This is a genomic window from Nostoc sp., from assembly GCF_036918015.1.
Lineage (GTDB): Bacteria > Cyanobacteriota > Cyanobacteriia > Cyanobacteriales > Nostocaceae > Nostoc.
The window spans coordinates 11767-27681 of the sequence record NZ_JBALEO010000052.1; the positions used below are offsets into that span (position 1 = coordinate 11767).

The 15915-nt window shown below is 41.7% G+C and carries 11 protein-coding genes and 1 pseudogene; 4 read left to right on the forward strand and 8 right to left on the reverse strand.

All coding sequences use genetic code 11. The features are described from left to right. Positions 1-8 precede the first annotated feature (8 nt). Entirely contained in the window at positions 9-1769 is a 1761-nt protein-coding gene (locus V7K61_RS12105) for a GldG family protein (protein ID WP_335053542.1), read from the reverse strand. A 231-nt stretch (positions 1770-2000) separates the two neighbouring features. On the opposite strand from V7K61_RS12105, the gene V7K61_RS12110 reads away from it, so the two are divergent. Further along, positions 2001-2375, forward strand: a complete 375-nt coding sequence (locus tag V7K61_RS12110; RefSeq protein WP_335053543.1) for a four helix bundle protein — start codon at positions 2001-2003, stop codon at positions 2373-2375. A 39-nt stretch (positions 2376-2414) separates the two neighbouring features. Here V7K61_RS12110 and V7K61_RS12115 read toward each other — a convergent pair whose 3' ends face one another. Next, on the reverse strand, positions 2415-3227 hold the full coding sequence (locus V7K61_RS12115; RefSeq protein WP_335053544.1) for an ABC transporter permease: 813 nt from the start codon (positions 3225-3227) through the stop codon (positions 2415-2417). Then, on the reverse strand, positions 3228-4238 hold the full coding sequence (locus tag V7K61_RS12120; protein ID WP_335053545.1) for an ABC transporter ATP-binding protein: 1011 nt from the start codon (positions 4236-4238) through the stop codon (positions 3228-3230). A 159-nt stretch (positions 4239-4397) separates the two neighbouring features. On the opposite strand from V7K61_RS12120, the gene V7K61_RS12125 reads away from it, so the two are divergent. After that, entirely contained in the window at positions 4398-4547 is a 150-nt protein-coding gene (locus V7K61_RS12125; protein WP_335053546.1) for a hypothetical protein, read from the forward strand. A gap of 607 nt (positions 4548-5154) precedes the next feature. Then, positions 5155-9387 carry a PAS domain S-box protein gene (locus V7K61_RS12130; protein WP_335053547.1) on the forward strand — a complete coding sequence of 1411 codons (4233 nt, stop codon included), beginning with the start codon at positions 5155-5157 and terminating at the stop codon, positions 9385-9387. 81 nt (positions 9388-9468) lie between these two features. On the opposite strand, the pseudogene V7K61_RS34100 reads toward V7K61_RS12130, so the two are convergent. Together V7K61_RS34100 and V7K61_RS12135 are read right to left on the reverse strand one after the other, a co-directional pair. Beyond that, positions 9469-9576 (reverse strand): annotated as a pseudogene (locus V7K61_RS34100) (transposase domain-containing protein); the annotation flags it as partial. A 112-nt stretch (positions 9577-9688) separates the two neighbouring features. Beyond that, complete coding sequence (locus tag V7K61_RS12135) at positions 9689-10528, reverse strand: GNAT family N-acetyltransferase (RefSeq protein ID WP_335053548.1); 840 nt, start codon at positions 10526-10528, stop codon at positions 9689-9691. A 656-nt stretch (positions 10529-11184) separates the two neighbouring features. Here V7K61_RS12135 and V7K61_RS12140 point away from each other — a divergent pair. After that, positions 11185-11667 (forward strand): cupin domain-containing protein, encoded by a 483-nt coding sequence (locus tag V7K61_RS12140; RefSeq protein ID WP_334877529.1) that lies wholly within the window; start codon positions 11185-11187, stop codon positions 11665-11667. Between the two features lie 122 nt (positions 11668-11789). Here the strand turns inward: V7K61_RS12140 and V7K61_RS12145 are convergent, their stop codons facing one another. The 3 genes from V7K61_RS12145 to V7K61_RS12155 all read right to left on the reverse strand — a co-directional run. Next, entirely contained in the window at positions 11790-12458 is a 669-nt protein-coding gene (locus V7K61_RS12145) for a DUF1345 domain-containing protein (protein ID WP_335053549.1), read from the reverse strand. 253 nt (positions 12459-12711) lie between these two features. Then, positions 12712-13101, reverse strand: a complete 390-nt coding sequence (locus V7K61_RS12150) for a DUF1499 domain-containing protein (RefSeq protein WP_335053550.1) — start codon at positions 13099-13101, stop codon at positions 12712-12714. Between the two features lie 222 nt (positions 13102-13323). Further along, the coding region (locus tag V7K61_RS12155; protein ID WP_335053551.1) for a putative Ig domain-containing protein at positions 13324-15915 on the reverse strand (2592 nt) is incomplete at its 5' end.

Here is a 15915-nt window from a genome sequence, read left to right on the forward strand (position 1 = left end):
CTCACTTCTTACCGTCGTTTCCACCAAATAATAACTGCGATCGCAAATCCAATTAAGGGTAAAAGCAACAGAGATGACAATATTAAAAGATTAGCTTGTGTGTTTGTCAGGGTTATCCGGCGATTTTTCGGTTCTTTAGGGCGAATGGAAAGGGGTTGCTGATCCTGTTGACTCAGCCAAGTAACTGAGTTGAGGAATACATCTCCATTTAATTGCTGTTGAAACAAACCATCGGTGGCGAAATCGGAATTTCCTAAAACTACTAACCGAGACTCGCTGGCTGTTTGAGATGACGGAGTAGGGGAAGGAGCGGGGGCAGGGGAGGCAGGGGGAGTGGGGGAAGTGGGGGAAGTGGGGGAAGTCTTGCTTTGAGTGGTTGGTGATGGTGAGGGTAACGCTTGCGGGGTCTTGGTGGAAAGGGAAGGAGTCGGGCTAGTTTTGCTTTGGGTGGTTGGTGAGGGTAGAGGTGAAGGTGTGGGTGAAGCTTGAGGAGTTGAAACAGGTTTAGCTGCTTGTTTTCTTGTTAAGGCAACGCCCAAGGTTAAAGGCCCTTTCAGGTCTTTATCTGCATTAAACTCTAATTTTTCGCTTTGGAGGTCGCTTTCTGCCCAACTGCTGGGGTAGGGTTTGGTTCGTAGCAGTGGAGTAGCCTGAACACCAGGCACAGAGGTAATTTCCAGTGGTCGGGCAATCGGATAAAAGGAATTGCCGTTACCGAAATCTTTGGTAATCGGATGTTGTCCGTATTCTGTGACTAAGGGCGCAGCAGGGCCAAGTCCCACGACGCTTTCGCCAGAGACATCGACTGCTAAACGATTATCCAGACGAACACCCCACTCTTGTAGCAAGCTGTTAAGTTTGGGATCGGTATTGGGATCAATCATCAGCAATAAGTTACCGCCGCGATTAAGATATTCTTGCAAAGCTTTGACTTCACCCTCAAACAATCCTCGTTTGGGGCCAGCTACTATCACTACAGCCGCATCTTGAGGAACTTTGGAAGTTTCTCCTAAATTCAGAGGTGATGTTGTAAAGTTTTTATTGCCTAATCCCTGAACGGCTTGTGATATTGCATCTTTACCAGGCGAAAGTTGGCGTTCGCCATGACCTTGGAGTAAGTAAACTTTGGCTGTGGTTGAATTTGTTAGTTGTTGCAGACGACCAGTTAATCTAATTTCTGATAATCGCTCATTTTCATTTATCGTCTGTACTAATTGCCGTTTATCCCCAGATTCTAAATAAACTTCTCCATAATCTTTGACACCAAACTTTTCTGCAAGTCCTGGTCTAGCTTGGGGGTCGATATACTCGTATTTAAATTTTGAGCTTTGGCGCTGATAATTTTCTAGCAGTTCTCGGTCTTGGGGATTTTGGTTAATATCAAATACCCACACTTTAACTGGCTGTGGTAAAACTCTTACTAATTCACGTGACTGGGGTGCAAGAGTAAATAATTGAGCCTCTGTTAAGTCTACCCGCAAGTGATAGCGAGTTCCCAAAAAGTTAATCAATCCCAAAATTGCTAGTACTGCCAAAGTTGCCACTAGGGCATTAGTCCCAGCTTGGGTAGAACGACGGTTCCACCAGTTACTCTGGTAGCTTTGCCATATTATCCCCAACCCACTAATAACAATTCCCGTAATCAGAAATACTAATGGAATTAATCCCCACTGTTCAGAGACTAATCCAACTGTTAAGCCGACAGTAATTAGGAATGGGCCCAACCAAAACAGATATTTCCACAGTTTCTTTTTTGCAACTATTTTCATAATTTGTCATTTGTCATTTGTCATTTGTCATTTGTCATTTGTCATTTGTCATTTGTCATTGGTCATTGGTCATTGGTCATTGGTCATTTGTCATTGGTCATTTGTCATTGGTCATTTGTCATTTGTCATTGGTCATTTGTCATTGAGTATTGGTCTAAAAATAGTGACAAGTAAAAATATATGGACGAAAATTGAGTAATCAAAAATAAGATAAGCAATGCAACTGAATAAATGGCGACAAAGCGTTTCCAAGAATTACAGGTTTATCAGTTATCAGAACAACTAGCAGATGACATTTGGAAAATTGTTGAAGGATGGAATTTTTTTGCAAAAGATACTATTGGTAAACAGATTGTTCGTTCGGCAGATAGTATTGGAGCCAATATAGCAGAAGGCGTAGGAAGAGGTAGTTTTCAAGAAAATAGACGTTTTATCAAAATAGCAAGAGGTTCTTTGAATGAAACTCAACATTGGTTAAGACGAGCTTACACTCGTAACCTTTTAACTACCGAACAGATAAATGCAATCAAAACAATCATTAACGAACTAGCACCCAAATTAAACTCCTACCTAAACTCAATTGGCAATGTCCCAGATGACTCATAACAAGTGACCAAGGACAAATGACAAATGACAAATGAATGACTATTGCCTTTGAAAACGCAATGCATCAATTGATTGAGCTGTGAGAAAGATGCCCAAAAAAATGTAACTGGCAAATAAAATTAAAGCGCTAGTATCAAAAATGCCTTGGATTAAAGTGTTGTAATGTTTCAGCAACGATAGATAACCTAAAGCTTCGCCTACGGGGCCAGGGACAATTTTAGCGATTAAATCAATCAATAACAATAATAAGATTACTGCAAAGGTAAGAACGGCAGACAAAATTGTGCTGTCTGTTAATGAAGAAATAAACATTCCTACAGATAAAATTGCTGCTGCTAGTAAGATTAATCCAATATGACCCAGCAAGGGAATTGAGGGTGTCATTCGTGGATTTGAGCCGCTGATGGCGATCGCTTCCAACACTAGCATAGGTAAAACCATTGTGATAAAAAATGTTATCACACCCAATAATTTACCTACAGCTACCGCCCAATTGGTGATTGGTGAGGTGGCTAATAATTCTAAAGTACCGCGCTTCCGTTCTTCGGCATAGAGTCCCATCGAAAGTATGGGCAGGATAAACAACAATAGCCATCCCATACGATCCAAAAATGCTCGGACAAATTCGTAAGGGACATCTATCGGTGGTACTGGTACTCCCAGCTGTTGCCCTTGTGCATCTATTGCCGCAACTCCTACCAAAATGCCATCTGGCCCTAGCAAAATCATCACGAAGAATAACCCGGCGATGAACCAAAATATGCCTGCGATCGCATAAGCTAAGGGCGATACAAAATAACTCTGTAACTCTCGGCGATAAATGGCAATAATATTACTCAGCACTATACCCATTTACGCTGCTTCTCCTTCTTTGTCTGCTGCTAAGTCTACCTCAGGATCGAAATTCTTTTCTTCTGTGGTTAGTTGCAAGAATACATCTTCTAAGGTGGCGTTAACCCGCCGCAGTTCATGTAAACCGAATCCCGCACGCACTAAGGTTGTGGCAATATCGCGTCCTGGTTCTTTTCCTGGTTGCGATATCACCCGCAGATAAGCGCGGTTTTCCTGGGGTTGATGTCCGTGCATTCCGGCTGTCGGAATTGATTCTATCAGGCTCACACCCGCGACTTTTTGCAATACCTGTTTCGCTAGGGCAGCTTCTCCTTCTATTTCCAATTCATACCCTGAACCACCTGTCAACTGAGTCATTAGGTTTTCTGGTGTATTAGTTGCCACCACTTTACCGCGATTGATGATGGCGACGCGGCTACAAGTCATACTCACTTCTGGCAGAATGTGCGTGGAAAGAATAATTGTGTGACTACCAGCGAGGCTTTTAATTAAATTCCGCACCTCAATTATTTGTCGAGGATCGAGTCCAACTGTGGGTTCATCGAGAATAATCGCTGGGGGATCGTGGACGATCGCTTGAGCAATTCCGACCCTTTGGCGGTATCCTTTTGAGAGTTTGCGGATAATTACCTTTCGCTTATCTTCTAAGTTGCAGCGTTCGATGGCGGCTGTCACCTTATTGGGGCGATCGCCTGCTGAAACTCCTTTAATTCGGGCGACAAAATGCAAAAATCCCTCCACCGTCATATCTGGATATAACGGCGGTGTTTCGGGTAAATAACCAATGCGTTGGCGCACAGCCAGGGAATTTTCATGGACATCATAACCAGCAATCCGGGCATTTCCATTAGTTGCCGGTAAATAACCAGCCAGAATCCGCATGGTTGTGGTTTTTCCAGCGCCATTGGGGCCCAACAATCCTAAAATCTCCCCAGGTTCGACGCTAAAAGTGACATCAGTAATCGCTGGGGTAGAGCCGTATATTTTACTCAGATGTTCAACTTCAATCATCCGTATAGTGGCGATCGCAAATTATAGAATACCCAATAATCTTAGATCGCAATATTGAGTATGGGGGACTGGCACTAAGATTAGCCGACAAAGGGTAAAGTTCCTGAAAAACCTCTTTCGCGACTTCCAAATAAAAAAAATCCCAAATTTTCTTGTGGTATGGGTGTCCTCAACCGTCCCCTAATCGGTGGTGACGAATTCGTAATTCTCCTGGAAGGTATTTCTGGTATTGAAAAAGCTATTCAATTTACTGAGCCGATTCTAAAAGATTTTCAAACACCATTGATACTTAATAGACCTCTTGCATAAATCAAAAATAAGAAAGAACCCCACCCCGCCAAAGCTACGCCTTGTCTCCCCTCCCCGCTTGCGGGGAGGGGTTGGGGGTGGGGTGTTAAGGACTTTTGCAAGAGGTTTAATGATTCGGAAGTGGTTATCAGTACAAGCATCGGTATTGTCTTAGGAACAAATAAGTCAAACTATAAGTAGGCGATCGCGTTGTGATTATCTCTAATGCTTAAGTAAATATCCTGGCAATATCAATTGTTTACTTATGCATTCAAATTTAAATATTGATGTCCACCAAATAAATAGTAGTATGGCAGTTAATGACCGACAGCCAAGATTTTATATTTATCTCTATTCTGAACCAGATATTATTCTATAATTTTTGTTATAAATTAGTTTCGTGTTTGTTGTATTTAGTATTTTAGATTAGCAAAACAGTGGAATTTATCTTGATGGATTGAGCTAAATTTTTCCTTCCCTTATCAGATATCTAACAAATAGACCTCTAGCAAAAGAGGTTTTTATAAATCAGCAAAAATCTATCTGGAGATAAGTTACTAAAATTTACAAACTAGCTTAGGGTATATACAACCTCTGTAATGAGTATTGGTTGTTCCAAAAACTTTTCATGCCCCATATTCATTATTCTCAGTTACTGCGTTATGGCATCGTTGTATTAATTGTCGCACTTGCACTAGTGCTAATGTTGATGCTAGACCCCTGGTTAAACATGAGTGGAACTCCTTTCCTGCTGTTTTTTAGCGCTGTAATGTTGAGTGCTTGGTATGGTGGTTTGAAGTCAGGATTGTTAGCAACTTCTTTATCTGCGTTACTGAGCAATTACTTCTTTCTCCCCCCAGCTTATGAGCTGAGTTTTGACTTATCTAATTCTGTACGAATTGGGTTGTTTGCATTACAAGGATTGCTCTTTATTATCTTATGTGAGGCATTAAAGACTGCTAAAATACGAGCTGATAGAAATCTGCAACAGCTGAGAGTTAGTGAAGAAAGATTTCGATTAGCGTTAAGTAGTTCAGATATCGTGGTTTTTCAGCAGGATCGCAATTTGCGATATCAGTGGATTCATAATCCTCAAGGTCTACACACTGCTGAGGAAATGTTAGGTAAGTCTGATGATGAATTATTTCCAGCCTCAGTAGCAGAGCAATTGCAGGCAATTAAGCTAAAGGTAATAGAGACTGGTGTTGCAACCCGTGAAGAAGTTTGTCTGACAACTTCTGGAAAAGACTGTTTTTATGATTTGCTAGTTGAACCACTAAGGGATGCAGACAATAGCATTTTAGGTATTATCTGTGCAGGTGTGAATATTACAGAGCGCAAGCAGGCTGAGGAAAGACTCCGCTATATTGCCCAAATTAGTAGTTTACTCTCTACTTCGCTAGATTACGAACAAACCTTAGAACAGATCGCTAAAATCTCAGTTCCCCAATTAGCTGATTGGTGTAGTGTCGATATTTTAAATGAAGATGGTTCCATTCGTCGCCTACCCATTGCCCATGCAGACCCATCGAAAGCGGAGTTGGCGCGTAAACTTCAAGAGTATGTGACAGATTACAAGGGTGCAAGTGCAATTACTAGAGTACTGCAAACCGGGCAAAGCGAATTGATCTCAGAGGTATCTGATTCGCTATTGGTGGCGACTACTCAGAATCAGGAACACTTAGAACTTGTTCGGCAATTGGGGATGAAGTCTGTAATGATTGTGCCGTTAAGCGCAAAAGGGCGAGTACTCGGCACTATCAGCTTTGTCACCGCAGAATCAAACCGTCGCTACGATCGCACCGACCTAACTTTAGCAACAGATATTACCCATCGTGCTGCCTTAGCAGTAGAAAATGCCCAACTTTATCGAGACATCCACCAAGCTTTAATCCATTATGCCGAATCTCTATCTCTCCTAGATGCGTTGCTAGAAGCGGCTCCTGTTGCCGTATGCTTTTTAGATCGGGAACTGCAATATATCCGCATTAATCAAGTTTTCGCTGACATTAACGGTTTAACTATAGAAGAACATCTAGGACGCAAATTTAGGGAAGTTTTGCCAGCGATGGCGGCTGAGTTAGAGCCACAGTTACAGCGCGTGTTAGATACTGGAGAACCCCTGCTGAATATGGAAATCAGTGGTGAGACAAGAGGACAACTAGGACGTTACGGTTACTGGCTCGGCAACTATTACCCAGTTCATAACGCAATGGGTGAAACGGTAGGAATTGGCATTATTTTGGCAGATGTGACAGCAGCAAAGCAAACAGAAGTTGCTTTGCGAGAAAGCGAAGAAAGGTTTCGGGCAATGTTCAATCAGGCAGCTGTGGGTATTACTCTAGTACGGTTGGATGGACGATTTCTGCAAATTAATCCTGCTCTGTGCGAAATTACTGGGTATAGCCATGAAGAGTTAATTCAAATGAACTTTCAGGAAATTAGCCACCCTGACGACTTAGAAGTTGATTGGGAAAATGCTCGGCGAGTTTTAGCAAAAGAAATTAGTGGTTATTCCTTAGAGAAGCGCTACATCCGCAAAGATGGTTCTATAGTTTGGGCAAATCTAACTTCATCAGTAGTTTGGGATGCTAAGGGACAACCAATGTATGCATTAGGGATTATTGAAGATATTAGCCATCGCAAACGAATTGAAGCCACACAAAACTTTTTAGTCGAAGCCAGCACCTTACTAGCTGCCTCATTAGATTATGAAATCACCTTAGAAAATGTGGCAAATCTAGCAGTTCCAACTTTAGCTGATTTGTGCATTGTAGATGTCTTTGAGGAAGATTGGTCAAGTAAACAAATTGCGATCGCAATTGCCGATCCCACAAAACTAAATATTTTAGACGAAATCCGACGGCGTTATCGACCCAAAACCAAAGCCAAACAGCTTGTCCGGCAGCTAAGGCTAGGAATATCTGTCTTTTATCCCGAATTATCTGACTCTAATCTTGTAGAGATGTCTGAAGACAACGAACATCTGCAATTGCTGCAAAGTCTGGGTATTCGTTCTTTGATGGTGATTCCAGTTCGTTCTCGCGGGCAATTATTTGGAGCAATCTCTTTTTTTACCGCCGAATCTGGTCGGTACTATCAACAAACAGACTTGGCTTTAGCAGAAGATATTGCTCGGCGGGCAGCGACAGCCATCGACAACGCCAGACTTTACCAGGAAACTGAACGGTCTGTCAATCGCACAGTACTTTTACAAAAAATAACTGCTGCCTTCTCGGAAGCCTTAACTCCCCAACAGGTAACTGATGTAGTGGTGAACCAAGGCATTGCCGCCTTGGAAGCTACTGGTGGTTCCGTTGTCTTACTTACTGAAGGAAATACTACCCTAAAAGTTGTGCAAGCAATTGGCTATCCGCAAACGCTCATAAATACTTCGACAAGTTTTCCGCTAACAGCACCTAACCAAATAGCAGAAACAGTCAGAACTGGGCAGCCGATTTTTTTAGAAAATTTAGCAGCCATGATTGCTAGATATCCCGACTTAGCAGATGTTGTGACTGTTATAGCGAATAATGCCTGGGCTTCCATTCCCTTGATAGTAGAAGGTAAAGTAATTGGGGCTTTGGGATTAAGCTTTACTACTGGACGAATATTTAATCAAGAAGACCGGGGATTTATGTTGACACTGGGACAGCAGTGTGCTCAAGCCATCGCCCGCGCTCAACTTTACGAAGCCGAAAAGACTGCCAGGGCAGAAGCCGAGACAGCCAACCGGATTAAAGATGAATTTCTCGCTGTCCTTTCCCACGAACTCCGAACTCCCTTGAATCCGATTTTAGGGTGGGCAAAGTTACTCAGAACCCGCAAGTTCGACGAAGCTACTAAAATCCGGGCTTTGGAAACCATTGAGCGGAATGCCAAGTTACAAACCCAATTGATTGGAGATTTACTTGATGTTTCGCGGATTTTGCAAGGTAAAGTCAGCTTAAATCTCCATGCAGTGGATTTGAAAATAGCGATCGCATCTGCATTAGAAACGGTGCGTTTAGCAGCAGAAGCCAAATCAATTCAAATTCAAACGGTCTTAAGTAATGATATCGGCAAAGTTCTCGGCGATGGCGATCGCTTGCAACAAGTGATGTGGAATCTCCTCTCCAATGCCGTTAAATTCACACCTACAGAAGGACGAGTAGAAGTGCGTCTACAGCAAGTTGGTTTAGATGCTCAAATCCAGGTAATTGATACAGGTAAAGGAATTAACCCAGAATTTTTGCCCTACGTCTTTGATTACTTCCGGCAAGCAGATGCTAAGACAACTAGAGTTTTTGGTGGATTGGGATTGGGACTGGCAATTGTACGTCATTTAGTAGAACTTCATGGTGGCACAGTTCAGGCAGAGAGTCTGGGAGAAGGACAAGGAGCTACCTTCACAGTCAAACTACCTTTGCTCAAAAATTCTGAGTTGCGAGTTAGCAGTAGTGAGGCTTCTCAAGCAGAACTCAGTACTGAGGAGACATTACTGGCTGGAGTACAAATACTGCTTGTGGACGATCAAGCTGATGTGCGAGAATTTTTTAGCTTTGCCCTGGAACAATATGGCGCGACGGTAACGGCAGTTGAATCAGCAGATGAAGCGCTGCAAACATTAGTGCAATCCCAGCCAGATATCCTCTTAAGCGATATTGGGATGCCTTTCATGGATGGCTATATGTTGCTACGCGAAGTGAGAAAATTACCACCAGAGCAAGGCGGACAAATACCTGCGATCGCTTTAACTGCTTATGCAGGAGAAATTAATTACAACCAAGCAATGGCAGCAGGATTTCAAAAACATCTACCTAAACCCGTCGAGCCTGTGGATTTAGCCGCAGCGATCGTTAGTCTCATTGGGCACACTTAAGCTTAAGAGTAAATCAACTCTTCAATTGTAAGTTTTCACATTCCCCCCGCTAACAATAAATTAAGAAGCAAGAGGGATGGGTTAACATTTGATACCCTGACGAGCTTGAGTAAGAACTTGAGCAATATAATTCCAAGGATCAATTTTCCTCAGACGACAAGTTTCAATCACACTTAGAATAGAGCAATAGTAATCAACCACAGGACGAGCGCATTTCTAAGTATGGCAGATGGATAAGCGATCGCCCTTGGTGTATTCTGCCATTGAAAGTAATTTAATTGGAGCGATCGCTTTATTATGCTTACTCCTTAGAGGTGAATGAGTATTCGTGCCAATCGCAAATGGGGCGATACCCAATCGCTTGATAAATATGATTGGCTGTGGAATTGGCTAAATCTGCTATGAGGAAACAATGGCGGCATCCCAGGTCTAGCAGTTTTTGGCTTAAAGCTGTGACACAGGCAGTGGCATATCCTTTGCGACGATACTCTGGTGGTGTATGAGCTAAATTGATCCGACCTATTGTAGGTAACACTTGTTTACTAGACGCAACTGAAACTCGAGTGTTATCAACCCACAAATAAGTATTCTGCTGCTTCAACCGATTATCTACTTGGTGTTCGACATCTTCGCTCACAGCCTCATCTATCTCAGATAAAAATGCAGAAAGCCACTCGATCAAAAGAGAGCGATCGCCTTCAGTTGCTAGTCTGAGATATCCTCTGGCCGTTGATACTCTTTGCACTGCTGTTAATTGGTAAATTTTCATTACCACCGACGATTGATAGAATTGTGCTGTCAGCGCTTGCCAAGTCTGCGAGAATATTTCTGCCTCAAAAGTCAGTCCCATACTTCCTGGCAGTTGCTCTTGACGCAAATCTTGAGCAATCAACCGCAAGGCATCCATATTCTGGGCTTTGGATAGTATCAATTTTTGGGGTGGGGTGCGGATGGCAACAGCCAGAATCTCACCACTTGTTTGGACAATTGCTAAATAAGGCTTACCCAGATAACGTTCTGGGTTATGCAACAAGGTATGTGAAATACTGAGCAAAACATTATTTTCTACCTGATGCTGGAGTAAGTAAGCCTGAGTGCAGTGCCAGAACTCCTGAATGTTGTCGAATCGGTGTAGTTGCATGATTTGCTTTTCTCACGAACCAAGTCAAGAGTTGTGCTATCTAGAACCTGCTTCATTTATTGTGTAGCTATAAATCTTATCATCAATTTCTCTTCTTTCCTTTAGAAATTAAATATGTCTTTTTTATTTTTCTTCAGAAATTTGCCGTTTGCAAATTGATGTTATACATTGGTGCTCAGGTTTTAATCAGAGATTTATTTACCAATGAAAACCCAACAGTTCAGTTTAACAACCCTAGAAAATAGACCTACCAAGACTAAAAAACAGTCTTTTCCTGGTAGGAGTATTGGTACTCCTAAAGTACCATTTCATAAATGCCATAAAATAGTACAACAATATGAGTTACTTAGTGACTGGGAACACGCGAGTTAATTTAGTAACGTACTCTCGGTATCCAGTCAGACATTAACTAATACCAATTCTCTATGAAGTTGCACTTAATAACGAGGTAATGATATAATCCCATCCACAAATAGAAGCGTAGTTTACCGCCGTAGGTCTTACCCTGAGCCTGTCGTTCGCGGAGCGTCTCGTAGAGAAGGGCATCGCTTCTGCTGAGATGGAACCCTTGAACCTGTTTTAACTTCCGTCTTAATTGAGCTTTAGGCCTCTCGCTTTTTAAACATCAAATTTTCTTAGCACCTTGGTATCAAGAAATGGAAAAGTATTTAGTCACCAAAGAAGAAATTGAGTCTTATGAAGGACTAGAAAAAACACATTTTCTCAACTCCAATGCTCGCAGACTGAATAAGTCTTTAGGGGATTTGACAGGTTTAAAAAATATCGGTTTCCACATCATTGAAGTAGAGCCTGGACGTGAATCAACGGAGCTTCATATGCACTATCACGAAGAAGAGTGCGTATACGTTCTTGAGGGAGAAGCTGAGGCAACAATTGGAGAAAGCGTTTATCCAGTTAAAGCAGGAGATTTTATTGGATATCGCGCTGGTGGTAAGCCGCACAACCTGAAAAACACGGGCAATTCTATATTTAAATGTATAGTAGTTGGTCAAAGGCTAGACCATGATATCGGTGATTATCCAAATTTGCAGAAGCGTATATATAGGAGCAAAGGTTTAAAATGGAATCTGGTCGATATGGAAAATATAGCTGAACCAGTAGCAGGTAAGAAGGCATAACAGGTAGAATGCATTTCCTCATGATTTCTTTGGCTCTATGAACTCATAATCATGCATTTAATCTTGCATCAGACGAATAGCTATTTCACCGTTTTGAATCAGCATATCTTGTCTATATATTTTTAAATCAGCGATGCAATGATATTAATACTCATAGCTAGAATGGTGGTATTGAAAAAGAAGGATAATATGCCATGTAACAGAGTCAAGCGTCTCATATCGGGTGATGTTGTCTGCACATCTGAAACTTGACTGGTCATGCCGACTACAAATGAATAATATAAAAATTCCCAGTAGTCTGGATAGTCGTTATGAGGAAAATCTAAACCTCCAGTGATTTCTTGACTATGATTACGATTAATATATTTGTAATAACTGTGTGCATATTGCACTGCAAACATCGTATGCACTAGTAACCAGGAACCGACAATGGTCATAATTGAAAGTATGACGTGTAGGGCAAGCAGAATTGTTGACAACCCTTTTTTATCAGTTAATAAAAACCCAATGGCTAAAACACTGGCACACGCCGCAGCAATCACCAGCATAAATATAGCCAAATGTCCTTCATATTCACTCTCAGCATAACGGCGAATTTTTTCTGGGTTAGCCTTGGTCATTTTCCACCAAGTTATAGCTAAGAAAAAGTCAATACCGGAGTTCCAAGCGCAGAGAATGCGAGTAGGTAAGTGCAGAGAATTCGGCAGGATTACTAAAACTAATACAGCGAGTCCGATAGCAACTATCAGTCGGGGCCGGGAGTCAAAATTTTTAAATAAATTAAGTTTCACAAATATTGCGATCGCAGAGTTTAACTAATTGGTAATTCATAATTTTCGGTGAAATATCACACCACATTTCACTATCGTCATTCCAGATTTTACTATGGTCTGAATCCACATAAGTAGATGGACAAAAATATTTACACCCATTGCAAATTAAGTGAAGCAATCCAATATTTTGCTAATGTCTTACTCGTAATCACATTGTGTAATTAATTTTGCCCAACTACTTCTTTATCTTCCTAGTTAGTTCAATTACAAATTACTTGAAATTGGCTCTAATCGTCTCTATTCGTTTACGATTAACACCCAAATCACTTTGACCTAAACGTGAAGCTGAACGCACGTGGATAACATTGGCACTCCGGTCTAGATAGAATTCTACATCATCCACAAATCCCAGTAAAGCACTTTTAAATTCTGCATATAAATAATCTTTACTTTCGGTAATGATTTTGGTTCTTGGTAAAGACTCAATAATCTGTTTAAGATTAGTAATTGCTTCTTCTGGAGTAGATGTAAAAGTCAGTGGTGCAATTTGGTGAGATGCATCTGGACTATGACTAGAAACGCAGTTAGGGGAATTAGGGCAGGATGCTAATTTACCGTTGCTAATACCTAAATTATTTGGTCGTTTGCCAGCAAAAACCATAATTATGTCTCCGGGTGAGTGAATAAATATACTCTCACATATTTGTTTGAATCACTGTAATACTTTGCTGTAATCGCATCTTCTGGCAAATGACAGATTCGCTAAAACATCGATGATGCGATCGCTCTTTATGACTCATATTTGACTTTTTCATAAAAAAGCCTGTACTCATTGCTCAATAAAGCTTACAGGCTATATTACATCTATACGAGTCACTTCAGACTAGGCGATACTCAAATTAACTCGGACAATCAAATCGTTGTAATCTCGATCGCCGCCATTTGCCAAATCCTCAAAGCCAAAAGCGTTATTCCCTAACAGACGAATATGATCTGCTTTGTCAGTGTTAGCGCCCAAGAAGGAAAAGTAAACTGCTGGATCGTTTTTGGGATTGCTATCAAGAATTGCATCAGCCCCGGCATTAACAATGATAAATGGAACGAAAATAGCACCAGGTTGGAAAGTGCCTGTAAAACTTGCTGTACCTTCGTTAGCCACACTCAAATCCATACCAGCGACACGGTTATTAATAGCAGCTTGAGTATAACCCGCCTGTCCAACCAGCACATCTGCTGTACCATCGCCATTGGTATCGATGCCACCATTCTCATCAGTTATCTGATAAAAGCCGACAAAGTTGTTAAAAGCTGCTTCTCTATGAACCACAAATTCGGCTTTTACCAATTGTTTCACATCCCGTAAATCAATTAGTTCGGGTTCATATTTTCCTTGAAAACCAGTACCTAGAGGTGGATCTTGCTCTGTTGCTGCAATATCGACAACCAAATTCTGGAAGTTGAGAAAGAACCCTTTATCGTCCACATTCGTATCCGAGGAAAAAAGCACCTGAGAAAACGGGGTTTGTCCAGATAGCACCGCCTGAGTAGTGCTGCTACGGATTAAATAAAATCTTAGATTGCTCTCAGAGTTGAATTCCAGTAGCCTGCTGAGGTCAGTGGGATTAAAACCATTGGGTAGTTTGGCAAGAGATGAAAGAAGCACCGTTGCTCGTTGGAGAGCTAGTTCGGTGTAATTTGCAGCACCAGGGGATACGCCATTAATCCTCCCTTCTGCATCGTCAACGACAAATACACCCAGTTCATTGACTTCTTCAGAGGTATTGCTTTTAATCTTGACTGAGAGTTTGGCTTTTTCACCGTTAACTTGATTTTTGATCGTAAAGATATCACCTGTAATTCTTGTGAGTAAGCTGATTGATTCAATCTCAGGAGTAATCCCTTGAGCAACGGTGAGTGCAAACACATCACTAATTTCAGCAAGAGCCGGATCTGTGGCGGTAACTTTGATGTTCAAGCTACCCAAGTTATTATTCGTCGGAATGCCGCTGAAAGTACGCTTATTAGGATCGAAGGTTAACCAACTGGGTAGTGGGTCGCCGTTGTCTAAGGTAGCAGTGTAGGTCAGGGTATCTTCAAGATCCACATCGCTAAAGGTGTTTTCAGGGATAGTGAAGTTGAAGGTAGTTTTTGCTGTGGCTTTTTGGTCAGCGATCGCTCGATCTACAATTGGTGGATTGTTGGCTTTAGCAATTGTGAGTGCAAATACATCACTAATTTCAGCAAGAGCCGGATCTGTGGCGGTGACTTTAATGTTCAAGCTACCCACATGATCATTTGTAGGAGTGCCGCTGAAGGTAAGCTCATTAGGATTGAAGCTTAACCAACTGGGTAGTGGATCGCCATTGTCTAAGGTAGCAGTGTAGGTCAAGTTATCTTCAAGATCGACATCGCTAAAAGTGTTTTCAGGAATGGTGAAGTTGAAGGTAGTTTTTGCTGTAGCCTTTTGGTCAGCGATCGCCCGATCTACAATTGGTGCACTATTGAACTTAGCAACTGTCAATACAAACACATCACTGACTTCATCCCCAGAAATATCCTTAACAGTGACTTTGATATTCTGATTACCCAAATTCTCCATCGTCGGAGTACCACTAAAATTCTGGGTAGCAGAATTAAAAGTTAGCCAACTGGGCAGTGGATCGCCGTTTTCGAGATTAGTAGTGTAGGTGAGGCTATCGCCAGCATCGATATCAATGAAAGAATTTTCTGGGATAGTGAAATTAAACTGCGTATTTATGACTACCTTTCGATTAGCGATCGCCTCAACTAACTCTGGTGCATCGTTAACGTTCTTAACAGTGAGTGCAAAATCATCACTGACTTCAACCCCAAAAATATCCCTAGCAGTAACTTTAATGTTGAAGTTACTCACGTCCGCATTTAAGGGAGTGCCATTAAAGGTTTTGGTAGCAGCATTGAAGCTTAACCAACTGGGTAGAAGATCGCCGTTGTCAAGAGTGGCAGTGTAAGTGAGGTTATCGCCAGCATCGACATCAATAAAGGTGTCTTCTGAAAAAGTGAAATTGAAAACCGTGTCTTCTGTTGCTTCTTGGTTAGCAATTTCATTCATCACCTCTGGCGCATCATTGGCGTTTTTAACAGTGAGTACAAACACATCACTGACTTCAGCAAGAGAAGTATCTGTAGCAGTAACTTTAATATTCAGACTACCCACATCGGCATTTAAGGGAGTGCCACTGAAGGTTTTAGTATTAGCATTAAAGCTCAACCAAGTCGGCAGAGTGTTGCCATTTTCCAAGGTTGCAGTGTAGGTGAGATTATCGCCAGCATCGATATCAATGAAGGCATCTTCTGAGAAAGTGAAATTGAAAACCGTGTCTTCTGTTGTTTCTGGATCTGCAATTTCATTCCCCACCTCTGGCGGATCGTTTGTGTTGTTAACGGTGATTACAAAAACATCACTAACTTGAGCAAGAGCAGTATCTGTGGCGAT

What these genes read in the sequence shown, in the direction of transcription:
- V7K61_RS12125 (WP_335053546.1), top strand. Translation starts at nt 4,398, where the DNA reads ATGGGTGTCCTCAACCGTCCCCTAATCGGTGGTGACGAATTCGTAATT.
- V7K61_RS12105 (WP_335053542.1), bottom strand. Translation starts at nt 1,769, where the DNA reads ATGAAAATAGTTGCAAAAAAGAAACTGTGGAAATATCTGTTTTGGTTG.
- V7K61_RS12135 (WP_335053548.1), bottom strand. Translation starts at nt 10,528, where the DNA reads ATGCAACTACACCGATTCGACAACATTCAGGAGTTCTGGCACTGCACT.
- V7K61_RS12115 (WP_335053544.1), bottom strand. Translation starts at nt 3,227, where the DNA reads ATGGGTATAGTGCTGAGTAATATTATTGCCATTTATCGCCGAGAGTTA.
- V7K61_RS12120 (WP_335053545.1), bottom strand. Translation starts at nt 4,238, where the DNA reads ATGATTGAAGTTGAACATCTGAGTAAAATATACGGCTCTACCCCAGCG.
- V7K61_RS12140 (WP_334877529.1), top strand. Translation starts at nt 11,185, where the DNA reads ATGGAAAAGTATTTAGTCACCAAAGAAGAAATTGAGTCTTATGAAGGA.
- V7K61_RS12130 (WP_335053547.1), top strand. Translation starts at nt 5,155, where the DNA reads ATGCCCCATATTCATTATTCTCAGTTACTGCGTTATGGCATCGTTGTA.
- V7K61_RS12150 (WP_335053550.1), bottom strand. Translation starts at nt 13,101, where the DNA reads ATGGTTTTTGCTGGCAAACGACCAAATAATTTAGGTATTAGCAACGGT.
- V7K61_RS12110 (WP_335053543.1), top strand. Translation starts at nt 2,001, where the DNA reads ATGGCGACAAAGCGTTTCCAAGAATTACAGGTTTATCAGTTATCAGAA.